The organism is Pseudomonas sp. GW821-FHT02A11 (assembly GCF_059421985.1).
Map to the genome: position 1 here is coordinate 246,188 of NZ_JBWKWB010000002.1, position 24,116 is coordinate 270,303.

Genomic DNA, 24,116 nt, shown 5'->3' on the forward strand with positions numbered 1-24,116 from the left:
ACTGAAGGATTTTTCGCGAATGAATTCGCTCCCACAGATTCATCGGTGTTGGCTGCTTCGATTTGTCTGCCTGCTACTCCACCCACACCTCGACCCGGCGGTTCTTGATTCGTCCCTCATCGGCATCGTTCGCCGCCACGGGCATTTCGTCGCCGAAACCGCTTACATCACGCAGGATTACGTTGTCTTTGAGCAACTCCCGCCGCACGGCCATCGCACGCAATCTGGACAGCAACTGTGCCCGTGCGGGGTCGCTTTTCGCATCGCCAAAACCCACCAGCGTTACTTTCTGATTCAGTTTGTCGTTCGCCTTTAGGTAGTCCACCACCCGCTTGAGATCCAGGCGTGCCTTGGTGTCCAGCGTGGCGCTGCCCTGGGCGAAGCGGAAATTCACTGAGAGGCGCTCTGCTTCACGGGTCAGCTTTTGATAATCGGCCGGCATATCGGAAGTGGCGCGCACCTTCATCGCCTGAACGGTCTGCGCGACAAAGCCATACTGCGCGACGATTGACTGCCCCTGCGGGCTCTGGGCGAAGCGCACCAAGGCGTTGGCCCAGCGCTGTTTCGCGTCGGGCGGCAGGTAAAAATACAGCCGTCGCGACAGGGGGTAGTCTTCGGTGGCGATGAGGCTGATGGTCGGCAGCATCGGCTTCGATTCGCCATCGACGATTGCCACCGCCCGGGCCCGGCGCACATAGGGCAGGCCGATGAAACCGATGGCTTGGCGGTCCTGGCTGACGTCGTCGGACAGCGCTTCGCTGGATTCGAACCGCTTGGCATCCTGGGCAAGCTTCTTGCCGGACTTGGCCAGGACCAGTTCATTAAAGGTGTCGAACGTACCGGATTGTTGATCACGTGCGTACAGGTGAATCGCGCCACTCGCGCCACCCAATTCCGCCCAGTCACGTATCTCCCCGGAAAATACCTTGGCCAGTTGCGCGATGCTCAGCTCGCGAAGCGGGTTGGACGGGTGCAGGATCACTGCCACGCCGTCGATGGCGATCACTTGCTCGGCGTCAGGGCCACGTAGATCTCCAAGGTTCGCCAGTTCGTTGGCTTCGCTGGTCTTGATCGGGCGGGAGGAGGCGGCAATATCCGCGTGACCGGCTTTGAGCGCCGCGAAACCGGTGCTGGAGCCATGGGCCGCCACGTCGATGCTGACTTGCCCGGAAGGCAGGCCACCGACGATGCGCATCTCGTTGGGTTTGGCCCCGGTTTGCAGCTGAATGCCTTGCGCGCCTTGCTGAGCCAGCAGGCCCATGACCAGCGCCGGCCCCAACTGTGCGCCAAGGGTGTTTGAGCCCTGAATGCGTAGCGCGGGCGTGCCGTCGGCAGGTGCGGGCAGGGCAGCCGCACAGGCCCAAAGCGGGAGGAAAAAGGTCAGAAGTCCTGCATGGAGGGAGCAGAAAAAGCGGGTGCGCTGCATGGGCGGCATCTTATTAATGGCCGAAAGTGGCCGGAGAATAAGACAGATGCGTTACCGGTATATGACAAATGCTTTCATGCTCTGTCGGGAGCTGCATGTGATTCTGGCCGGAGGCCGTAGGGGTTCAGCTTGCTGACAATCCAGCGCGAAGTGGTAGTAGCACCTTCACTCCGCGCTTGTTCAGATACACCGCATTCGCCGGTTTCACCGCTGCTGCGCAGCGCATCGTCGGCAAGCCAGACGCCTACGCCCTTCGGGCAGAAGCAATCAGCTCAATTCAAGCCAGATCGGCGCATGATCCGAAGGTTTTTCCATGCCGCGCAGATCGTAATCCACGCCCGCCGCCTTGATGCGCGGCTGCAGGCCGTGGGAGGCCAGAATCAGGTCGATACGCAGCCCGCGCTTGGGCTGGTCCTCGAAACCGCGGCTGCGGTAGTCGAACCAGCTGAACTGATCGATCACTTCGGGGTAGAGATGGCGGAAGCTGTCGACCAGACCCCAGTTCTTCAGTTTGGCCATCCACTCGCGCTCCTCGGGCAGAAAGCTGCATTTGCCGGTTTTCAGCCAGCGTTTGGCGTTGTCAGGGCCGATGCCGATGTCGCTGTCTTCCGGAGAGATGTTGACGTCACCCATGACCACCAGCGGTTGGTCATTACGGAAACGTGTTTCCAGAAGTTGCTGAAGATCGGCGTAAAACTTGGTCTTGGCCGGGAATTTGGTCGGGTGGTCGCGGCTTTCACCTTGGGGAAAATAGCCATTCATGACCGTCACCGGCAGGCCGTTGCGATCGGCGAAGGTGCCCCAGATGAAACGGCGCTGAGCCTCTTCGTCATCGGTGTCAAAACCCTTGTGCATGCTCAGCGGCGCCTGGCGCGAGAGCAGGGCGACGCCATAGTGGCCTTTCTGGCCATGGAAGTGCACGTGGTAGCCCAGCGCTTCGATCTCGGCCTGGGGAAACTGATCGTCCGAGACCTTGGTTTCCTGCAGGCCGATGACATCAGGCTGGTGTTTTTCAATCAGCGCCGCCAGTTGATGCGGACGGGCGCGCAGGCCGTTGATGTTGAAAGACACAATTTTCATAGACGGCAGTCCTGGCAAAAATCAAACAGCGATGCTAGCTGACCTGCCTGTCGACGGCCAGCGCTGCAAGCCAATCGACCTGAGCAGCGGGGCTGCTACGCTGAATGCAACGACCGCAGAATTCGCTGGAACTGTCTTTACGGGCTACCACTCGAACCCCTTGACGCCATACCGCTTGCCTGCCACCGCGAATCCGCCCGAACGAGGCGGTCGGTTACTGAAAGGAACTCGATCCCATGCCTGAATCCGCCCACGCACCGGCCCAGATTCGCCAGCTGGACAGCGGCTACTTCCGCGAGTCGCGCTCGCTGCTGTATCAGGCCTATCGCCATGAGCCGAGCTTCGCTTATCTGTTTGAATCCGGGCGCTCGGGTTACGAGCAGCGAGTGCGCGCAACCATTCGAGAACTGGTCAAACAGCATTTTCTGCAGGACATGCCGGCGCTGGGGCTGTTCGTTGAAGACCGCCTGGTAGGCGTGGCACTGATCGCGCCGCCCCAGCGCCGACTGGGCATCACCGAAAGCTGGGCGTGGCGTCTGCGCATGGTGATGGGCACGGGGTTGCGTTGCACCCAACGGTATCTGGAGTACTACCAGGCCGTGCTGGCTTGCCTGCCGTCAGACGCCGTGCATGTGCTGCCGCTGTTCGGCATTCATCCGGATTTTCAAGGGCAGCACTACGGCGAACAGCTGTTGCAGGCTCTGCATGACTGGTGCGCGGTGGATGAGCATTCCCAAGGCATTGTTCTGGACACGGGCAATGGACATTACCTTGAGTTCTACAAGCGACAGGGCTATGAGGAAATCGGCGAAATCGCTGTAGGACCTATCCGCGAGCACGTGTTTTTTCACCCCAACCCCCAGGCTTCATTGGGTTCGATGGCTTGAACGCGCGCCATCTCACTCCTTTTGCGGGTTCCAGACGTCCCCGCCGTACGTGTTAGCATCCGCGCCTATGAAGTTTCCCGGTCGATTCACCAGCGGTTTTCTCCTGATGTTGTCCAGCTGTGCGGCATTCGCCGATGCCCAGCTGGACGTGCGGATCAAACCCTCCAACTCCGAGCTCAAATCCAACATTGAAGGGTACGTGGGCAGCCTTGGCGAGCGTGATGAGCAGGCGCTCGAGCGTTTCAGCGTGGGCGCCGTCGAGCAGGCGCAAAAAGCCGCCCAGGCCCTTGGCTACTACCAGGCGCAGATCGACAGCGAGGTCAAGCGCGTCGACAAGGACCTGCACCTGGTCCTGACCGTGCAGCCCGGCGAGCCGGTGCACCTGCGCAACGTCACGGTGCGCATCGAGGGCCCTGCCAGCCAGTTGAAAGCCTTCAAAGTCCCAAAAAGCGACGCGCTCAAATCAGGCGCGGTGCTCAATCACGGTCACTACGACGATGCAAAAAAGCTGATCCAGAATCAGGCGGCGCGTTATGGCTTCTTCAACGGCCGCTTCGTGACCCAGCGTCTGCTGGTTGATCCACGCGCCGGGGTGGCTGACATCGAGCTGATCTACGACAGCGGCCCGCGTTTCTCGTTGGGCAAGGTCACCTTCAGCGGCGATGCGCCTTTCGACGAAGACCTGCTGCTGCGCATGGTGCCGTTCAAGCAGAACACCCCTTACGATTCCGAGCTGATCGCCGACCTCAATCAGGCCATGCAGTCCAGCGGCTATTTCGAGGGCGTGCGCGTGGATGCGTCGCCCACCGCCGCGCAAGGTCAGGTGATTCCGGTCGATGTCCAGTTGCAGACACGCAAGCCCCGCACCATGGGGCTTGGCGTGGGGTACTCGACCGACGTCGGGCCACGGGTGAAGGCCAACTGGACGCGGCACTGGGTCAATCCGCAGGGCCACAGCTACGGCATCGAATCGGAGCTCTCGGCCCCTCGGCAGAATGTCGGGCTGTTCTACGACATCCCGCTGGACCCGCCGCTCACCGACAAACTGCGCTTTGCCGGCGGCTATCAATATGAAGAAATCGCCGACACCGACAGCCTGAGCAAGCTGCTGACCGTGGGGCCGGAGTGGCACAGCAAATTGCCCAGTGGCTGGGAGCGGGTGATTTCCCTCAAATGGCAGCGTGAAGAATACCGGCTGGGCAATGACGAAGGGCTGAGCACCTTGCTTATGCCCGGCATCAGCTATTCCTACCTGCGCAGCGACAACCGCATCGACCCACACAACGGCTATCGCCTGCAATTCGAAAGCGAGGTCGCCAAAGAAGGGCTGGGGTCAGACGCCAATGTGCTGCATGGCACTGCACTGATCAAAGGCCTGACGACGATTGCGCAGAATCATCGCTTGCTCGGCCGGATTCAGGTGGGCGGCACGGCCACCAACGGTTACAAATCCATCCCGCCGTCGTTACGGTTCTTCGCCGGTGGCGATCAGAGCGTGCGCGGCTATGACTACCAGTCGCTGTCCCCGGAGAACTCCGACGGCGATAAGATCGGCGGTCGCTACATGGTCGCCGGCAGCGCCGAGTACCAGTATTCGATCGCTGAAAAGTGGCGCGTCGCAGCTTTTGTCGATCAAGGCAACTCCTTCAACTCTCTGGACTTCCCCAGCCTGAAAACCGGCGTCGGTATCGGTGTTCGCTGGGTTTCGCCCGTTGGCCCTCTGCGTCTGGACCTGGCTCACGCACTGGACGACGACGGCGGTATACGTCTGCATTTCTCGATGGGACCTGAACTGTGACGCGTACGGCACTGTTGAAACGTATTGCTGTTTATTTCGCGCTGGGCCTGCTCGGGCTGGTGCTGTTGATTGCGCTGACACTCTGGGTCGTACTGGGCACGCAACCTGGCAGCCGCTGGGCGTTGGAGAGGGTGCCAGGTTTGCAGGTGCAGAACTTCTCCGGGCATCTGGGCGGCCAGTGGCAAGCCGATTCGCTGGTCTGGCAGCAGGGTGACAGCAAAGTGGAAGTGGACGCGCCGGTGTTCGCCTGGTCGCCGTCTTGCCTGGCGCGCATGACCCTGTGCATCGACAATCTGCAAACCGGCGACATTCGCCTGCACTTCGCGCCGTCCGCGGGCGAAGAGAGCAGCGGCCCGATCACGCTGCCCGACCTCAAGTTGCCCGTGGCACTGGAGCTGGGGCGTGTGCAGGTGGGCAGCCTGTATCTGGATGGCACCGAGCAGGTGCGCGATGTGCAGCTGGCTGCGCACTGGACCGCCGACGGGCTGAAGATCGATTCGGTCCACGCGCAACGGGACGACATCGTGCTTGACCTGACAGGCCTGCTCAAACCGATCGCCGACTGGCCATTGACGGCTCAGGGCCAGGTCAAGCTGCCGGATGTCGATGGCCAGCCGCTTTCGCTGACCTTGAACGTCGACGGCGACCTGCTCAGGACCCTGAACCTGAACGCCCAGACCCACGGCTACATCGACGCCAGGCTGGTGGGCCAATTGCAGCCACTGGTGGAAAACCTGCCTGCGCAACTGGCGATCACCAGTGACAGCTTCAAGCCGAGCGCGGACCTGCCGGACACCCTTCAGCTCAACACCCTGACGCTGAACGCCACAGGGGATATGGCCCATGGTTACGGGATTGTCGGCAACGCGACGCTGCCCGCCGAACAAGGCCCGGTTAGCCTGGCATTGCAAGGCCGCGTCGATGCTAACGGCGCGGACATCGCCACGCTGGATCTGACTGCCAGTCCGGAACAGCGCCTGAAAGTGAGCGGCAAGGTCGACTGGCAAAAGGGGCTGAGCGCCGACGCTAAAATCGACTGGCTGGACTTCCCGTGGCATCGCCTGTACCCGGTGATCGACGAACCACAAGTCAGCATTCATACCTTCACCGGCGAAGTCTCCTACACCGACGGCAAATACCTCGGCAACTTCGCCGGGGCATTCAAGGGGCCTGCCGGACCGTTCAGTCTGACCAGCCCGTTCAGTGGCGACCTGAAACAGATCTTCCTGCCACAACTGGAGTTGGTCGCGGGGCAGGGCAAGGCCAGCGGTCACGTCAACGTCGGCTTTGCCGATGGCGTGTCCTGGGACACCGCGCTGGACCTCAGTGCCATCGATCCTTCGTTCTGGGTGGGCGAATTGCCGGGGTCGCTGGCAGGCCCGCTGCGCAGCAAGGGCGCGTTCAAGAACGAGCAACTGAACCTCAATGCCGATCTTGACCTCAAGGGCCGTCTACGGGGCCAGTCTGCGGTACTGCAAGCCAAGGCCGACGGCGCGGGAGACAAATGGAACCTCAGCGCGCTGGATATTCGCCTGGGTGACAACCGCATCCAAGGCAGCGGCAGCCTGCAACAGAAGCTAGCCGGCCAACTGGACCTGAACCTGCCGCATCTGGGCCAGCTATGGCCACGCTTGCAAGGTCAGGCCAAGGGCCGTCTGGATCTGGCGGGTACATTGCAGGCGCCTCAGGGGCAGCTTGCCCTGCAAGGCTCCCAACTGGCCTACGAGGCCAACAAGCTGCAAAGCCTGACCCTGGCGGCAAAACTGGACGGCGCTCAACGGGCGAATATCGATTTGAAAACCACCGGCATCCAGACCGGCGACACCGCGTTGGGCACGCTGACGGTCAACGGCCAGGGCGATATCAAAAAGCAACAGCTGAAGCTGGACCTGCAAGGCCCGCTGCTCAAACTCGCACTGGCGCTTGACGGCACGCTGGACAAGGGCAACTGGCGCGGGCGTCTGACCAGTGGCGATATCCAGACTGGCGGCCAGGACTGGAAGCTGCAACAACCGGCCAGACTGGAGCGTCTGGCGGACGGCAAGATCAATTTTGGCGCCCATTGCTGGGCGTCCGGGCCGGCCAGCCTGTGTGGCGAAGATCAGCGCCTGATGCCTGACCCGCGCCTGCGTTATCACCTCAAGCAGTTCCCGCTGGAAAGCCTGGCGCAATGGCTGCCCAAGGATTTCGCCTGGAAGGGCTCGCTCAACGCCGACGTTCAACTGGACGTGCCAGCGGCAGGCCCCAATGGCCAGATCGTGATCGACGTCAGCGGCGGCACCCTGCGGGTCAAGGACAAGGATCGGTGGCTGGATTTTCCCTATCAGACGCTCAAGCTGACCAGCAGCCTGACGCCGAAAAAGGTCGACTCCAGCCTGGACTTTCGTGGCGGCAAGCTCGGTGATCTGCTGGCGCGGTTGACCATCGACCCGCTGGCCAAAAACAAGCCGGTCAGCGGCGATTTCAACCTGAGCGGGCTGGACGTGTCGGTGGCGCGACCCTTCGTGCCGATGATCGAGAAGCTCAACGGCAAGCTCAATGGCAGCGGGCGTATTTCCGGCACGCTGCTGGCGCCGCAGGTCAACGGCAACGTCGCCTTGAGCGGCGGCGAGGTGTCGGGTCCGGAACTGCCGATCAGCCTGGAAAAACTCAATGTGCAGGCGTTGATCGCAGGCGAGAACGTGCAGCTCAAGGGCAACTGGACCAGCGGGCCGACTGGGCAAGGCAGCATCGGCGGGCACATTGGTTGGGCCGAGGCGCTGGACGTTGATATCAGTCTGCAGGGCTCGCGGCTGCCGATCACCGTCGAGCCCTATGCCAAGCTGGAAGCGGCGCCGGATCTGAAAATCACCCTGCAGGGCGACAAGCTCGCGGTGTCCGGCAAGGTGCTGATCCCCAAAGGCGAGATCACTGTTCGCCAGTTGCCGCCGTCAACGGTCAAGGTGTCAGACGACACCGTGATCGTCGGCGCGCAGACCAAAGAGGGCAAACCGCCGATGGCGATCGCCATGGACGTCAACGTCGAGGTCGGTCAGGAAACGCTCAGCTTCAGTGGTTTCGGGCTGACAGCCAATCTGGCGGGGCACGTGCACATCGGTGACAACCTCGACACCCGAGGCGAGCTGAGCCTCAATGACGGCCGGTATCGCGCCTACGGCCAGCGCTTGACCATCCGCAAGGCGCGACTGCTGTTCGCAGGGCCGGTGGATCAGCCTTACCTGGACATCGAGGCGATACGTCAGACCGATGACGTGATTGCCGGTATTCGCCTGAGCGGCAGCGCCGAGCAACCCACGACAACGGTGTTCTCGGAACCGGCCATGAGTCAGGAGCAGGCGTTATCGTATCTGGTGCTGGGTCGCCCATTGAGCACCAACGGCGAGGACAACAACATGGTCGCCCAGGCGGCACTGGCGCTGGGGCTGGCGGGCAGCTCGTCGACGGCAGGCAAACTCGCGTCGGGCCTTGGGATCAAGGATTTCGATCTGGACACGTCGGGCAGTGGCGACAAGACCGCGGTGGTCGCCAGCGGCAAAATCACCGACAAACTCAGCCTGCGTTATGGGGTGGGGGTGTTCGAACCGGCCAACACCATTGCCTTGCGCTACATGCTGAGCAAGAAGGTTTATTTGGAAGCGGCGGGTGGCGTGGCGAGCTCGCTGGATATCTTCTACAAACGGGATTTCTAGGCGTTCAGGCTCTGATGCGCAAGCGCGCTTGTCCGCGATGTGAATAACCCGACACCCCACTGATGTCTGGCACAACATCATCGCGGGCAAGCGCGCTGCTACAGACGGATTCAGCCATTCACCAGCTTCATCGCCGCTTCCGGATAACGCCCACCGGCTACTGCGGCGACCGGGAACAGCGCCTTCAACGCCTGCAGTTCCGCCGCGCTGAGCGTTACGTCCAGCGCCGCAACGTTCTCCTCCAGATACTTGCGCTGCTTGGTGCCCGGAATCGGGATCACGTCATTGCCCTGAGCCAGCACCCAGGCCAATGCCAGTTGGCCTGCGCTGACGCCTTTGTCTGCGGCCAGTTGCTGAACCTTTTCCACCAGCAACAGGTTCTTGGCAAAGTTCTCACCCTGAAAACGCGGGCTGCTGCGGCGATAGTCGTCGGCAGCAAAATCATCCGGGCTTTTCAGGGTGCCGGTGAGAAAACCGCGTCCCAGCGGGCTGTAAGGCACGAAAGCGATGCCCAAGCGACGGCAGGTTTCCAGCACGCCGTTTTCCTCGGGTTCACGGCTCCACAGCGAATATTCGGTTTGCAGCGCAGCGATCGGGTGGACTTTCTGCGCCCGTTTCAGGGTATTCGCCGAGGCCTCGCTGAGCCCCAGGTACCGCACCTTGCCTTCCTTGACCAGATCAGCCAGCGCGCCGACCGACTCCTCGATGGCTATCTTCGGGTCGATGCGGTGCTGGTAATACAGGTCCAGGGTGTCGATCTTCAGTCGCTTCAATGTGCCGTCGATAGCGTTGCGAATGTATTCAGGGCTGCCGTCAACGCCTCGGGCCGCGGCGTCGCCGGGTGTGCGCACGATGCCGAACTTGCTGGCGATGAACGCCTGATCCCGCTTGCCCGCCAGGGCTTTGCCCAGCAGTTCCTCGTTGGTGTGGGGGCCGTACATGTCGGCGGTGTCGAACAGCGTGACGCCCAACTCCAGCGCGCGATGGATCGTGGCGATGGCTTCCTGGGTGTCGCCGCCTGTGGTGTAGAAATCGGTCATGCCCATGCAGCCCAAGCCGATGGCCGACACGTTGGGGCCGTTTTTGCCGAGTTGACGCGTTTGCATGAGGGGTTCCTTCTGGCTGTTGTAGACAGGATTCGATACCTGCCCATTGTTGCCTCTCGACAGATTCGGGATAAACCGGCTAAAAGTGCTTTCACTATTCTTATTTTCTAAATAATGACCCCACCAGGAGCCGGCATGGACCGATTCAACGCCATGCGCGCCTTCACCCGCATCGTCGAACTGGGCGGTTTCGGCAAGGCTGCAGACAGCCTGCACATGCCCCGCGCCTCGGTGACCATCCTGATCAAACAGCTCGAAGCCCACCTCGGCGTGCAGCTTCTCCTGCGCACCACCCGGCAGGTCACGCCGACGTTGGACGGCCAGGCCTATTACCAGCGCTGCGTCAGCCTGCTTAACGATCTGGATGACACCGAGTCGGTGTTCTCTTGCGTGGCGAAAGCGCCGGAAGGGGTGCTTCGGGTCGACATGCCTGCGGGGTTCGGGCGTCTGATTCTCATGCCGGCGCTGCCCGAGTTCACCGAGCGCTACCCCGGGCTTGAGCTGGAAGTGGGCATGACGGATCGCCCGGTGGACCTGATTCGTGAGGGTTTCGATTGCGTGATTCGCGGCGGTCAGGCGCTGGATCACTCGCTGGTGGCGCGCCCGCTGGCGCAGATGCGCCAGGTGGTGTGTGCCAGTCGCGGCTACCTCGAACGCTACGGCACGCCTTTGACCCTTGAGGACCTGGCGCGGCACAGGGTCATCGAATATTTCTCCAACACCACCCATAAACGCTATGGCCTGGAATTCGTCATAGAGGGCAGGGAGCAGGAACTGAGCCTGCCCAAGAGCCTGGCCACCAACAGCGCCGATGGTTATCTGGCGGCGTGCAGCGCGGGGTATGGCCTGGTGCAGACGCCGTATTACCACGTTGCCGAGCCTTTGCAGCGTGGCGAGCTGATCGAGGTGCTGGCCGAATATCCGCAAACCCGGCTGCCCCTGACCGCGCTGTACCCGGCTCATCGGCAGATGTCGCGGCGGGTGCGGGTGTTCGTCGATTGGCTGGTGGAGCTGTGTGCCCGGCCGGGGTTGCTGGACAAAGCCGGGGCAGGGCACCACAACGGACAATAAATTCATGTACAGCGGTAGGTGGCTTGTCTGTTTCGTGGTTAACTTCCGGTCTTGATCGCAAACCCGCAACCTCAAGAATAAGGACTCAGCTCATGGCTCAAGTGACTCGTAGAGGCTCCCCGGTACAGATCAGCGGCGAGCTGCCGAAAGTCGGCAGCAAGGCCCCGGCCTTCAAACTGGTTGGCGCGGACCTGTCCGACGTGACTCTGGAAACCTTTGCCGGCAAGCGCAAAGTGCTGAACATCTTCCCAAGCGTCGACACCCCGACCTGCGCCACCTCGGTGCGCAAGTTCAACGCCCAGGCCAACGATCTGAACAACGCCGTGGTCCTGTGCATCTCCGCCGACCTGCCGTTCGCCCAGGCCCGTTTCTGCGGCGCTGAAGGTCTGGAAAACGTGAAAAACCTCTCCACCATGCGCGGCGCCGAGTTCCTGGAGAGCTACGGTGTGGCCATCGCCGACGGCCCCATGGTTGGCCTGACCACCCGCGCCGTGGTGGTGCTGGACGAAAACGATACCGTCCTGCACAGCGAACTGGTTCCGGAGATCGGCCAGGAGCCGAACTACGAGGCAGCACTGGCTGTTTTGAAGTAACACGCTGTCGGTTGCGTATTGACCCAGCTTGCGGCAATACATGGCAACATATTACGGCCTGATCTGATCAGGCCGTTTTTATTTGCAGTTCAGCACCTTACCCAAGTAAGCACTCGGTAAATTGCCGGTAAAGGCCCTTTGCTTGGCACGTAACTATGCTTATTGTTCAGCCTCCCGAAGACGCTCACGCGCACACTGGTTGACTTATTCATGCAATCGTCTGGTCCTCGTAACTCCCGTCGCTGGCTTATCAGCCTGCTGGTTCTATTGATTGTCGCGGGTGTCTGCTGGCATTACTGGCCAGGCTCAGCCAGCAAAACCGAGCCCACCGCACAAAATGGCGAGACCCCACGCAAGGGCGCCAGCCGCAGTGGCGGTGCCGGCAAAGTGGCCGGTGCCGCGCGTCCGGGCTTTGGCGGCTCGACGGGTCCTGTCCCCGTGCGCGTGGCGGCGGCGACCACTGGCGAGTTTGCGATCTACTACAAGGCGCTGGGCACCGTGACTGCGTTGAACACCATCAACGTGCGCAGTCGCGTAGCGGGCGAGCTGGTCAAGATCAACTTCCAGGAGGGTCAGCAGGTCAAGGCTGGCGACCTGTTGGCGGTGATCGACCCGCGCAGTTATCAGATCGCACTGCAACAAGCCGAGGGCACGCTGATGCAGAATCAGGCGCTGCTCAAGAATGCGCAGATCGACGTACAGCGTTATCGGGACCTGTATAAAGAAGACAGCATCGCCAAGCAGACCCTGGACACCGCCGAGTCCCAGGTCGGCCAGTACCTGGGCACCATCAAGACCAACCAGGCCGCCGTGGGCGATGCCAAGCTCAACCTCGACTTCACCCAGATTCGCGCCCCGATCTCCGGGCGTATCGGCCTGCGTCAACTGGACGTGGGCAATTTGGTCGCGGCCAACGACACCACCGCGCTGGCCGTCATCACCCAGACCAAACCGATTACCGTCAACTTCACCCTGCCGGAAAAAGACCTGGCCGACGTGCTCAGCCACTACCGCAACGGCGACAAACTGCTGGTGGAAGCCTGGGATCGCGGCGACACCAAACTGCAGGCTCGGGGCGTGCTGGCGAGCATCGACAACCAGATCGACATCACCACCGGCACCCTGAAATTCAAGGCGCGCTTCGATAACAACGATGAAGCGCTGTTCCCCAATCAGTTCGTCAATGCGCGCTTGCTTGCCACCACGATGAAGAACGTCGTGCTGGTGCCTTCGGCGGCGGTGCAATTTGGCGTCAACGGCACCTTCGTGTACGTCATGGACGGCGAGAAGAAAGTGCGCATTCGTCAGCTCAAGACTGGCCCGGCCGATGAAAACTCCACCGTCATCACCGAAGGCCTGGCCGCAGGCGATCGCGTAGTGCTGGAGGGCACCGACCGCCTGAAGGACGGTAGCGACGTCGAGATCGTCAACGACAGCAAGCAAGTGCCGACCACGCCAGGGCAGAAACTGCAGGGCAATCCGTCGAAAGCGTCCAGTGAGTCGGCGGACGCAACGCCGGTGAAGAAAGGCAACGTATGAACCTGTCACGCCTTTTCATCCTGCGGCCGGTCGCTACCACGCTGAGCATGCTGGCCATCGTTCTGGCCGGCCTGATCGCCTACACCTTGTTGCCGGTGTCGGCCTTGCCACAGGTGGATTACCCGACCATTCGCGTCATGACGCTGTACCCCGGTGCCAGCCCGCAAGTGATGACCAGTGCCGTGACCGCGCCGCTGGAGCGCCAGTTCGGGCAGATGCCGGGGCTGACACAGATGGCCTCGACCAGCTCCGGCGGCGCCTCGGTGATCACCCTGCGCTTCAGCCTCGACATCAATATGGACGTTGCCGAGCAGGAGGTGCAGGCCGCGATCAACGGCGCCACCAACCTGCTGCCCAATGATCTGCCAGCGCCGCCGACCTACAACAAGGTCAACCCGGCGGACACCCCGGTGCTGACCCTGGCGATCACCTCCAAGACCATGCTGCTGCCCAAGCTCAACGATCTGGTCGACACGCGCATGGCGCAGAAGATCGCCCAGATCAGCGGCGTCGGCATGGTCAGCATCGCCGGCGGTCAGCGCCAGGCGGTGCGCATCAAGGTCAACCCCGAGGCGCTGGCGGCCAACGGTCTGAACCTGTCCGACGTACGCACGCTGGTCAGCGCCTCCAACGTCAACACACCCAAGGGCAACTTCGACGGCCCGACCCGGGTGTCGATGCTCGACGCCAACGACCAGCTCAAGTCCCCCGAGGAATACGCCAACCTGATTCTCGCCTACGCCAACGGCGGCCCGCTGCGGCTAAAAGACGTGGCGCAGATCGTCGATGGCGCGGAAAACGAGCGTCTGGCTGCCTGGGCCAACGAAAACCAGGCCGTATTGCTGAATATTCAGCGTCAGCCGGGGGCCAACGTCATCGAGGTGGTCGACCGGATCAAGGCGCTGCTGCCGAGCATCACCGACAACCTGCCCGCCGGGCTCAACGTGGTCGTGCTCACCGACCGCACCCAGACCATTCGCGCGTCGGTCAGCGATGTGCAGCACGAATTGCTGATTTCCATCGTGCTGGTGGTGCTCGTCACCTTCCTGTTTCTGCGTCGCCTGAGCGCGACGATCATCCCGTCGGTGGCGGTGCCGTTGTCGCTGATCGGCACTTTTGGCGTGATGTACCTGGCCGGTTTTTCGGTGAACAACCTGACGCTGATGGCCATGACCATCGCCACCGGCTTTGTGGTGGATGATGCGATCGTCATGCTGGAGAACATCTCCCGCCACCTGGAGGAGGGTGAGACCCCGCTGCAGGCCGCGCTCAAGGGCGCGAGGCAAATCGGCTTCACACTGGTGTCATTGACCCTCTCGCTGATTGCGGTGCTGATCCCACTGCTGTTCATGGCGGATGTGGTGGGGCGCTTGTTCCGCGAATTCGCCATCACCCTGGCCGTGGCGATCCTGATTTCCCTGGTGGTGTCCCTGACCCTCACGCCGATGATGTGCGCGCGCTTGCTCAAGCGTGAGCCCAGGGAAGAGGAGCAGGGGCGTTTCTACCGTGCCAGCGGCGCGTGGATTGACTGGCTGATCGCTGCCTATGGGCGCAAGTTGCAATGGGTGCTCAAGCACCAGCCGCTGACTCTGCTGGTGGCCATTGCGACGCTGGGCGTCACCGTACTGCTGTACCTGGCGGTGCCCAAAGGCTTCTTCCCGGTGCAGGACACCGGGGTGATCCAGGGCATTTCCGAGGCGCCGCAGTCGGTGTCGTTCGCTGCCATGAGTGAGCGTCAACAGGCGCTGGCGAAGATCGTTCTGCAAGACCCTGCCGTGGCCAGCCTGTCGTCCTACATCGGTGTCGACGGCGACAACGCCACGCTCAACAGCGGGCGCATGCTGATCAACCTCAAGCCCCACAGCGAACGGGATGTATCGGCGACGCAGGTGATTCAGCGCCTGCAGCCGGAAGTCGATCAGCTGTCCGACATCCGCCTGTTCATGCAGCCGGTGCAGGATCTGACCATAGAAGACCGCGTCAGCCGCACCCAGTACCAGTTCAGCATGTCGTCGCCCGACGCCGAGTTGCTCAGCGAGTGGAGCGGCAAGCTGGTGGACGCCCTGGCCGAACGCCCGGAGCTCACCGATGTTGCCAGCGACCTGCAGGACAAAGGCCTGCAGGTGTTTCTGAACATCGACCGCGACGCCGCCAGCCGCCTCGGGGTGAACGTGTCGGCCATCACGGATGCGCTGTACGACGCCTTCGGTCAGCGGCAGATTTCCACCATCTACACCCAGGCCAGCCAGTACCGTGTGGTGCTGCAAGCGGCGGCCAGTAATGATCTGGGCCCGCGTGCACTGGAGCAGATTCACGTCAAGACCACTGACGGCGGGCAGGTCAAGTTGTCGAGTCTGGCCACCGTCGAGCAACGTCAGGCGCAGCTGGCGATTGCCCACATGGGCCAGTTCCCGTCGGTGATGATGTCGTTCAACCTCGCGCCGGGCGTGGCGCTGGGGCAGGCGGTGCAGGTGATCGAGCAGGTGCAGAAGGACATCGGCATGCCGATTGGCGTGCAGACCCAGTTCCAGGGTGCCGCCGAAGCGTTCCAGGCCTCGCTGTCCAGCACCTTGCTGCTGGTGCTGGCGGCCGTGGTCACCATGTACATCGTGCTCGGCGTTCTTTACGAGAGCTACATTCACCCGATCACCATCCTCTCGACCCTGCCGTCGGCGGCCATCGGAGCGCTGTTGGCGCTGATCCTCAGTGGCAACGATCTGGGCATGATCGCGATTATCGGCATCATCCTGCTGATCGGCATCGTCAAGAAAAACGCGATCATGATGATCGACTTCGCCCTGGACGCTGAGCGCAACCGCGGTGTCGATCCACAAACGGCCATTTATGAAGCCGCGTTGCTGCGTTTCCGGCCGATCCTGATGACCACCCTGGCGGCGTTGTTTGGCGCGATCCCGCTGATGTTCGCCACCGGTTCCGGCGCTGAACTGCGTCAACCGCTGGGTCTGGTCATGGTGGGCGGGCTGCTGGTGAGTCAGGTGCTGACCCTGTTCACGACGCCGGTCATCTACCTGTATTTCGACCGGTTGGGGCGCCGGTTTCGTCGAACCGGTGACATCGAGGTGGTGGTATGACCGGCAGCTTCGAGCTTCGAGCTGCAAGCTGCAAGCTGATCGGCGCTGCGGCTTTATCTTGCAGCTTGCAGCTCAAAACTCGGAGCTGCTTCTAATGAACCTTTCGGCTCCCTTCATTCGCCGGCCAGTGGCGACCATGCTCCTGAGCCTGGCGATCATGCTGCTGGGCGGCATGAGCTTTGGTCTGCTGCCGGTGTCGCCGCTGCCGAACATGGACTTCCCGGTGATCGTGGTAAGCGCCTCGCTGCCGGGCGCGAGCCCGGAGATCATGGCGTCCAGCGTCGCTACGCCACTGGAACGGTCCCTGGGCACCATCGCCGGGGTCAACACCATGAGCAGCCGTTCCAGCCAGGGCAGCACGCGGGTGATTCTGCAGTTCGACATGGACCGCGACATCAACGGCGCCGCGCGGGAAGTGCAGGCGGCGATCAACGCTTCGCGTAACCTGTTGCCGAGCGGGATGCGCAGCATGCCGACCTACAAGAAGGTCAACCCGTCCCAGGCGCCGATCGTGGTGCTGTCGCTGACCTCGGATGTGCTGGAAAAAGGCCAGCTGTACGACATGGCCTCGACCATCCTGTCCCAGAGCCTGTCCCAGGTGAATGGCGTCGGCGAGGTGCAGATCGGCGGCAGTTCGCTGCCTGCCGTGCGGGTCGAGCTTGAGCCCAAACTGCTGGACCAGTACGGCGTGTCGCTCGATGAAGTGCGCACGACGATATCCGGCTCCAACGTGCGCCGCCCCAAGGGTTTCGTTGAAAGCGCCGAGCACAACTGGCAGGTCCAGGCCAACGATCAGTTGGAGAAAGCCAAGGACTACGAGCCCCTGATAATCCACTACCAGAACGGCGCGGCGTTGCGTCTCAAGGACGTGGCCAAGGTCAAGGATTCGGTCGAAGACCGCTACAACAGCGGCTTCTTCAACGACAAGGCCGCCGTACTGCTGGTGATCAACCGTCAGGCGGGCGCCAACATCATCGAAACCGTGGCGGCCATCAAGGCGCAGCTTCCGGCGTTGCAGGCCGTACTGCCGGCCAGCGTCAAGCTGGACCTGGCCATGGACCGCTCGCCGGTGATCAAAGCCACGCTGCATGAGGCGGAAATGACCCTGCTGATCGCCGTGGTGCTGGTGATCATGGTGGTGTTCCTGTTCCTCGGCAGTTTCCGCGCCTCGCTGATCCCGACCCTGGCTGTGCCGGTATCGTTGGTGGGCACGTTCGCCATCATGTACCTGTACGGTTTTTCCCTGAACAACCTGTCGCTGATGGCGCTGATTCTGGCGACGGGGCTGGTGGTGGACGACGCCATCGTGGTGCTGGAGAACATTTCCCGGCACATCGATGAGGGCGTGCCGCCGATGGAAGCGGCGTATCGCGGGGCCAAGGAGGTGGGGTTCACGCTGCTGTCGATGAACGTCTCGCTGGTGGCGGTGTTCCTGTCGATCCTGTTCATGGGCGGGTTGGTCGAGAGCCTGTTCCGCGAGTTTTCCATCACCCTGTCGGTGTCCATCGTCGTGTCACTGGTGGTCTCGTTGACCCTGACGCCGATGCTCTGCGCGCGTTGGCTGAAACCCCACGTGCCGGGCACTGAAAACCGCCTGCAACGCTGGAGCCAGCGGGTCAATGACCGCATGGTGGCCGGCTACGACCGCAGCCTGGGTTGGGTCTTGCGTCATCGTCGCCTGACCCTGCTGTCGCTGGCGGCTACCATTGGCGTGAACATCGCGCTGTACGTGGTGGTGCCGAAAACCTTCCTGCCGCAGCAGGACACAGGTCAGTTGATGGGCTTCGTGCGCGGCGACGACGGCCTGTCGTTCTCGGTCATGCAACCGAAGATGGACATCTTCCGCAGCGCGATCCTCAAGGACCCGTCCGTGGAAAGCGTGGCCGGCTTCATCGGCGGCAACGGCGGCACGGGCAACGCCTTTATCATCGTGCGCCTCAAGCCCATCAGCGAACGCAGGATCGGCGCCGAGCAGGTGGTCGAGCGCCTGCGCCAGGAAATGCCGAAAGTGCCGGGCGCGCGCCTGTTCCTGCAGCCCGACCAGGATCTGCAACTGGGCGGCGGTCGCGAGCAGACCACCTCGCAGTACCAGTACATCCTGCAAAGCGGCGATCTGGAGAGCCTGCGCTTCTGGTACCCGAAAGTGGTCACCGCGCTCAAGTCGCTCAAGGAACTGACCGCCATCGACGCCCATGACGGCGGCGGTACCCAACAGGTGACGCTGGTTGTCGATCGCGACGCAGCCAAGCGCCTGGGCATCGACATGAGCATGGTCACCACGGTGCTGAACAACGCTTACAGCCAGCGTCAGGTGTCGACCATCTATGACCCGCTGAACCAGTATCAAGTGGTAATGGAGGTCAACCCGAAATACGCCCGCGACCCCGTCACCCTTGAACAGGTGCAGGTGATCACCGCCGACGGCGCGCGGGTGCCGCTGTCGACCATCGCCCATTACGAGCGCAGCCTGGAAGACGACCGGGTGACCCACGACGGCCAGTTCGCCTCGGACAACGTGTCGTTCGACCTGGCCGACGGCGTGACCCTGGATCAGGCCACGGCCGCCATCGAGCGGGCAGTGGCCGCGGTGGGGTTACCCGAAGATGTGATCGCCAAGATGGCCGGTACCGCCGATGCCTTTGCCGCGACCCAGAAAAGCCAGCCGTGGATGATTCTCGGCGCGCTGGTGGCGGTGTACCTGGTGCTGGGCATCTTATATGAAAGCTACATCCACCCCCTGACTATTCTGTCGACTCTGCCGTCGGCCGGGGTCGGGGCGCTGTTGAGCATCTACCTCACGGGCGGTCAGTTCAGCCTGATTTCCCTGCTGGGGCTGTTCCTGCTCATCGGCGTGGTGAAAAAGAACGCGATTCTGATGATTGACCTGGCGCTGCAACTGGAGCGCGGCAGCGGCATGACGCCGCTGGAATCGATCCGCAATGCCTGCCTGCAACGCCTGCGGCCGATCCTGATGACCACGCTGGCGGCGATTCTGGGGGCAGTACCGTTGCTGCTCAGCAGTGCCGAAGGCGCGGAAATGCGTCGCCCGCTGGGCCTGACCATCATCGGCGGGCTGGTGCTGAGCCAGATTCTCACGCTGTACACCACGCCTGTGGTTTACCTTTACCTTGACCGTCTGCGCCATCGCTTCAATAAATGGCGCGGTGTGCAGACGGATGCCTCTTTGGAAACGCCGCTATGACCGACGCTTTTAACCCTTGCGCACGCGCCCTCGACTTGCCGTATCGGCGCACGTTCGGCGTGGCCCTGTGTGCGCTGCTGCTCAGCGCCTGTGCCGTCGGGCCTGACTACAAAAAGCCGGACGTCACCACCCCGGCGCATTTCAAGCAGGCAGAGGGCTGGACCCAGGCCAACCCCAGCGACGCACTGACCCGCGGCACTTGGTGGGAAGTCTACGGCGACGCACAGCTCAACGGGCTGGTCGAGAAACTCAACACCTCTAACCAGACCGTCGCCCAGTACGAGGCGCAGTACCGTCAGGCTGCGGCGTTGGTGCGCAGCGCCCGGGGAGCCTTCTTTCCGACCCTGGACCTGACCACCAGCAAGAACCGTTCGAGTCAGGGCACCGGCAGCAGCAACTCCAGCCTGAGCAGCGCCAGCAGCGGCATTCGCGACACCTACAACGCGCAGTTGGGGGTGAGCTGGGAGGCCGACGTGTGGGGCAAGTTGCGTCGCGGGCTGGAAGCAGACAAGGCCAGCGCCCAGGCCAGCCTTGCCGACCTGGCGTCGATGCAACTGAGCCTGCAGTCGCAACTGGTGCAGAACTACCTGCAGTTGCGGGTGATCGATGAACAGAAGCGTTTGCTCGAAGCGACGGTCGAGGCCTATCAGCGCTCGCTGAAACAGACGGAAAATCAGTATCGCGCCGGCATTTCCGGGCGTGACGCCATTGCCCAGGCCCAGACTCAGCTCAAAAGCACCCAGGCCGATCTCATCGATCTGGCCTGGCAGCGCGCCCAGTTCGAGAGCGCCATCGCCGTATTGATGGGCCAGGCGCCAGCCGATTTCAGCCTGGCACCGACGACAACGGTGCCGAGCCTGCCGCAAATCCCGGCGCAGCTGCCTTCGCAATTGCTGGAGCGTCGCCCGGACATCGCCGCCGCCGAACGTTCGGTCATGGCCGCCAATGCCAACATCGGCGTGGCCAAGGCCGCGTATTACCCCGACCTGACCCTGAGCATGAACGGCGGCTACAGCAGCAGTACCTTCAGTAACTGGCTCACCTTGCCCAACCGCTTCTGGTCGGTCGGCCCGCAGTTGGCCATGACCCTGTTCGACGGTGGTCAGCGCGGCGCCGAGGTGGATCGTACCGAAGCGGTCTACGATCAAACTGTGGCGCAATATCGCCAGACCGTGCTCGACGGCTTCAAGGAAGTCGAGGACTACATGGTGCAACTGCGCGTCTACGAGCAGGAGGCCGGTGTGCGTGCCGAAGCGCTGCAGGCGGCCCGCGATTCGCTGCGTCTGACCAGTAACCAGTACAAGGCCGGATTGATTGGCTATCTTGATGTAGTCAACGTGCAAACCACGGCGTTGAGCAACGAACGCGGCGTACTGACATTGTTGCAAAGCAGGCTGATTGCCAGCGTTCAGTTGATCGCGGCATTGGGCGGTGGATGGAGCGCCGAAACAGGCCTGTCGCGGGATCCGGAGATATCCAGACGATAAGCATGGAGCAAATGGCTCAAGGCCATTATTTCGACGGAGTGACGCGACATTTTTGCCGAAATCGGTAGAATCGCCACCGAATTCATTGGGCTGTGAAGCCTTGGTCGTTGAGTCTTGAGTCGCGCCCCATGTTGATTGGACACTACACGTTGTCGCTGGTCCTGGTTTCCATCCTGGTGGCGATTCTGGCGTCTTACACCGCCTTGGACCTGGCTGGCCGCGTGGCCACCTCGCGGGGCAGGGCGCGGACCATGTGGATCGGCGGCGGCGCGCTGTCCATGGGCATTGGCGTGTGGTCCATGCACTTTATCGGCATGCTCGCCTTCAAGCTGCCGATCGATCTTGGCTTCGACCTGTCCCTGACTCTCATTTCCCTCCTGGTGGCCGTACTGTCCTCGGGCTTTGCCCTGTGGCTGGTCAGCCATGACCGGGTGCCGCTGCTGCATGTGCTGTTCGGCGCGCTGGCCATGGGCGTCGGAATCAGCACCATGCATTACACCGGCATGGCCGCCTTGCGCATGACGCCTGGCATCGACTACGACCCGACCCTGTTTGGCGCCTCCTTGCTGATCGCGGTCAGTGCGTCGGGTGCAGCCTTGTGGATCGCCCTGCGTCTGCGCAAGGAAACCCCTTGTGTGCGCTTGCTTCGCGGTGGCGCGGCAGTGGTCATGGGCTTTGCCATCGTCGGCATGCACTACACCGGCATGGCGGCGGCCAACTTCCTCGACGGCAGCTTCTGTGGCGCGTCGGTCACCGGCTTGCGCACCGATGGCCTGGACAAACTGGTGCTGGTCACCACGCTGGCGGTGCTGGCGATCACTTTGCTCACCTCGGTGCTCGACGCTCGTCTCGAAGCGCGCACCGCGCAACTGGCCCGTTCCCTGAGCGAAGCCAACCGCGAACTGACCCAACTGGCGCTGCACGACACCCTGACCGGTCTGCCGAACCGGATTCTGCTGGCAGACCGCATCGAACAGGCCATGCGCAAGGTCGACTCCCAGGGCGGCCTGTTTGCTCTGATGTTCATGGACCTGGACGGCTTCAAGCCGATCAACGACGCCTTCGGCCACCATGTCGGCGATCAGTTGCTGCGCGAAGTCGCACTGCGCATGCGTGAAAATTTTCATCGCCACGACACCCTGGCACGCATCGGCGGCGACGAATTCGTGCTGCTGGTGGAGCTCGAAGAAATCGACGACGCCACCACCGTGGCCTCGCGGCAGGTCGCGCTGGTCAGCAAGCCGTTCAACGTGCAGGACCACGACCTGCAAGTGACCGTGAGCATCGGCATCAGCTTGTATCCGGGCAACGGGCGCACGCAGCAGGAGCTGCTGATGAACGCCGACGCGGCCATGTACCACGCCAAAAGCGCGGGCAAGAACGGCTACAGCTTCTTCGATGCCTCGATGAACACCAACGCGCGCAATCAGTTGCAGCTGCTGCAGGATCTGCGCGCGGGTTTGCGCGATGGCGAGTTCTGCCTGCATTACCAGCCCAAGTTCGCAGCAGGCTCGGGTGAGCCGGTGGGGGCCGAAGCGCTGGTGCGCTGGAATCATCCCGAGCACGGGCTGTTGATGCCGGACAAGTTCATCGGGTTGGCGGAAAAGACCGGTCTGATCATCAACATCGGCGAATGGGTTCTCAACGAGGCCTGTCGGCAGATGCGCGTCTGGTACGACGCGGGTTACGCCCACTGGCGCATCGCCGTGAACCTGTCGGCCTTGCAGTTCTGCCACGCCGGACTGGTCAAGACGGTCGCCCGCGCGCTGGCCGCCCACGGTTTGCCTGCCAACTGCCTGACGCTGGAAATCACCGAGACCACCGCCATGAACGATGCCGATGTCAGCATGACGGTATTGCAGCGCCTGTCGGACATGGGCGTTGACCTGTCCATCGACGATTTCGGCACCGGCTATTCGAGCCTGATGTACCTCAAGCGCCTGCCGGCCAATGAATTGAAGATCGACCGCGGCTTCGTCCGTGATCTGGAACACGACAGTGATGACGCGGCGATCGTCTCGGCCATCGTCGCCCTGGGCCAGGCGTTGAACCTGCGCATCGTCGCAGAAGGCGTGGAGACCAGCAGTCAGCAGAGCTTTCTGACCGAACTGGGTTGCGATTCGCTGCAGGGCTATCTGCTGGGTCATCCGTTGCCAGCGGACCGCTTCATGGCGGATATTAGCGCGGCGCACAAACGCGTCTCCGAACACACACATTGACGTTTCACGCTTTGCATAACACGGGGTCCGCCCGGTGAGTCGGCACGCGCGGCCAGACTGGCTGCGGACCTGGAAAAAAAGATTGAGCATTGATTCGGACATCCCATGGAAAAAAACCTCCTCATCACTGGCGGCTCCAGAGGTATTGGTGCTGCCACCGCAGTTCTGGCGGCGTCACAAGGTTATCGCGTTTGCATTAACTACCTGTCCGATCACGACGCCGCCGAGCGCGTCTGTGGGCAGATCCGCGAAGCGGGAGGGCATGCCATTGCCATCCAGGCGGACGTGAGCAACGAAGACGAAATCATTCGTCTGTTTTCCCGGGTGGATTCCGAATTGGGGCGCATCAGTGCGCTGGTCAACAATGCAGGGACCGTGGGCGAGACCTCGCGGGTCGAGAACATGTCCGAGTTCCGCATGCTCAAGATCATGATGAGCAATGTCGTCGGCCCGATGCTGTGCAGCAAACACGCGCTGCTGCGCATGCTGCCCCGTCACGGCGGGCACGGCGGCAGCATTGTTAACGTGTCGTCGGTGGCCGCGCGCCTGGGTTCGCCGGGCGAGTACGTCGACTACGCCGCGTCCAAGGGGGCTATCGACACCTTCACCCTGGGCCTGGCCAAGGAAGTGGCGGGCGAGGGCGTGCGGGTCAACGCGGTGCGTCCTGGCTACATCTTTACCGAGTTCCACGCCCTGAGCGGCGATCCGCAGCGGGTGAGCAAGCTGGAGCCGACCATCCCCATGGGCCGCGGCGGGCTGGCCGATGAAGTGGCCGAGGCGATTTTGTGGCTACTGTCGGACAAGGCCTCGTATTCGACGGGGACGTTCGTTGATTTGGGTGGGGGTCGCTGAGGCCTCCACACATCGCCGCCTGACTGACGCGGCGATCTTCTGTGGGAGCGAATTCATTCGCGAAACGAGCCCTGC

Annotated in this window: 14 protein-coding genes; 11 read left to right on the plus strand and 3 right to left on the minus strand. The window is 62.2% G+C overall.

Features of this window, described 5'->3' with window-relative positions:
* Nucleotides 1–73: 73 nt before the first annotated feature.
* The gene (locus AC07V9_RS03605) at nt 74–1,426 is read right to left on the minus strand and encodes a substrate-binding domain-containing protein (protein WP_495014324.1); all 1,353 of its coding nucleotides are present in this window, start codon (nt 1,424–1,426) and stop codon (nt 74–76) included.
* 267 nt (nt 1,427–1,693) lie between these two features.
* Nucleotides 1,694–2,506, minus strand: a complete 813-nt coding sequence (xthA, locus tag AC07V9_RS03610) for an exodeoxyribonuclease III (protein ID WP_495014325.1) — start codon at nt 2,504–2,506, stop codon at nt 1,694–1,696.
* Nucleotides 2,507–2,742: 236 nt separating this feature from the next.
* On the opposite strand from xthA, the gene AC07V9_RS03615 reads away from it, so the two are divergent.
* From AC07V9_RS03615 to AC07V9_RS03625, 3 genes are all read left to right on the plus strand, one after another.
* Nucleotides 2,743–3,393: a GNAT family N-acetyltransferase gene (locus tag AC07V9_RS03615; protein ID WP_495014326.1), complete on the plus strand. Its 651-nt coding sequence runs from the start codon at nt 2,743–2,745 to the stop codon at nt 3,391–3,393.
* Between the two features lie 67 nt (nt 3,394–3,460).
* Nucleotides 3,461–5,191 carry an autotransporter assembly complex protein TamA gene (locus AC07V9_RS03620; protein WP_495014327.1) on the plus strand — a complete coding sequence of 577 codons (1,731 nt, stop codon included), beginning with the start codon at nt 3,461–3,463 and terminating at the stop codon, nt 5,189–5,191.
* 14 nt (nt 5,192–5,205) lie between these two features.
* Entirely contained in the window at nt 5,206–8,880 is a 3,675-nt protein-coding gene (locus AC07V9_RS03625; RefSeq protein WP_495014573.1) for a translocation/assembly module TamB domain-containing protein, read from the plus strand.
* Between the two features lie 110 nt (nt 8,881–8,990).
* On the opposite strand, the gene AC07V9_RS03630 is transcribed toward AC07V9_RS03625, so the two are convergent.
* A complete protein-coding gene (locus tag AC07V9_RS03630) occupies nt 8,991–9,986 on the minus strand; it encodes an aldo/keto reductase (protein ID WP_495014328.1) in 996 nt (331 codons plus the stop codon).
* A gap of 135 nt (nt 9,987–10,121) precedes the next feature.
* Here AC07V9_RS03630 and AC07V9_RS03635 point away from each other — a divergent pair, with 135 nt between their 5' ends.
* The 8 genes from AC07V9_RS03635 (at nt 10,122) to AC07V9_RS03670 (ending at nt 24,041) form a co-directional block, all read left to right on the plus strand.
* Complete coding sequence (locus AC07V9_RS03635; RefSeq protein ID WP_495014329.1) at nt 10,122–11,057, plus strand: LysR family transcriptional regulator; 936 nt, start codon at nt 10,122–10,124, stop codon at nt 11,055–11,057.
* A gap of 92 nt (nt 11,058–11,149) precedes the next feature.
* Nucleotides 11,150–11,650, plus strand: a complete 501-nt coding sequence (tpx, locus tag AC07V9_RS03640; RefSeq protein WP_495014330.1) for a thiol peroxidase — start codon at nt 11,150–11,152, stop codon at nt 11,648–11,650.
* A gap of 195 nt (nt 11,651–11,845) precedes the next feature.
* On the plus strand, nt 11,846–13,189 hold the full coding sequence (locus tag AC07V9_RS03645; protein WP_495014574.1) for an MdtA/MuxA family multidrug efflux RND transporter periplasmic adaptor subunit: 1,344 nt from the start codon (nt 11,846–11,848) through the stop codon (nt 13,187–13,189).
* Nucleotides 13,186–16,281: an MdtB/MuxB family multidrug efflux RND transporter permease subunit gene (locus AC07V9_RS03650; RefSeq protein ID WP_495014331.1), complete on the plus strand. Its 3,096-nt coding sequence runs from the start codon at nt 13,186–13,188 to the stop codon at nt 16,279–16,281. Before AC07V9_RS03645 ends, AC07V9_RS03650 begins: the two co-directional genes overlap by 4 nt.
* 94 nt (nt 16,282–16,375) lie before the next feature.
* Nucleotides 16,376–19,483 carry an efflux RND transporter permease subunit gene (locus AC07V9_RS03655; RefSeq protein ID WP_495014332.1) on the plus strand — a complete coding sequence of 1,036 codons (3,108 nt, stop codon included), beginning with the start codon at nt 16,376–16,378 and terminating at the stop codon, nt 19,481–19,483.
* Nucleotides 19,480–20,970, plus strand: a complete 1,491-nt coding sequence (locus AC07V9_RS03660) for an efflux transporter outer membrane subunit (RefSeq protein WP_495014333.1) — start codon at nt 19,480–19,482, stop codon at nt 20,968–20,970. Before AC07V9_RS03655 ends, AC07V9_RS03660 begins: the two co-directional genes overlap by 4 nt.
* 128 nt (nt 20,971–21,098) lie before the next feature.
* The gene (locus AC07V9_RS03665) at nt 21,099–23,189 is read left to right on the plus strand and encodes a putative bifunctional diguanylate cyclase/phosphodiesterase (protein WP_495014334.1); all 2,091 of its coding nucleotides are present in this window, start codon (nt 21,099–21,101) and stop codon (nt 23,187–23,189) included.
* Between the two features lie 105 nt (nt 23,190–23,294).
* Entirely contained in the window at nt 23,295–24,041 is a 747-nt protein-coding gene (locus tag AC07V9_RS03670; protein ID WP_495014335.1) for an SDR family oxidoreductase, read from the plus strand.
* Nucleotides 24,042–24,116 lie beyond the last annotated feature (75 nt).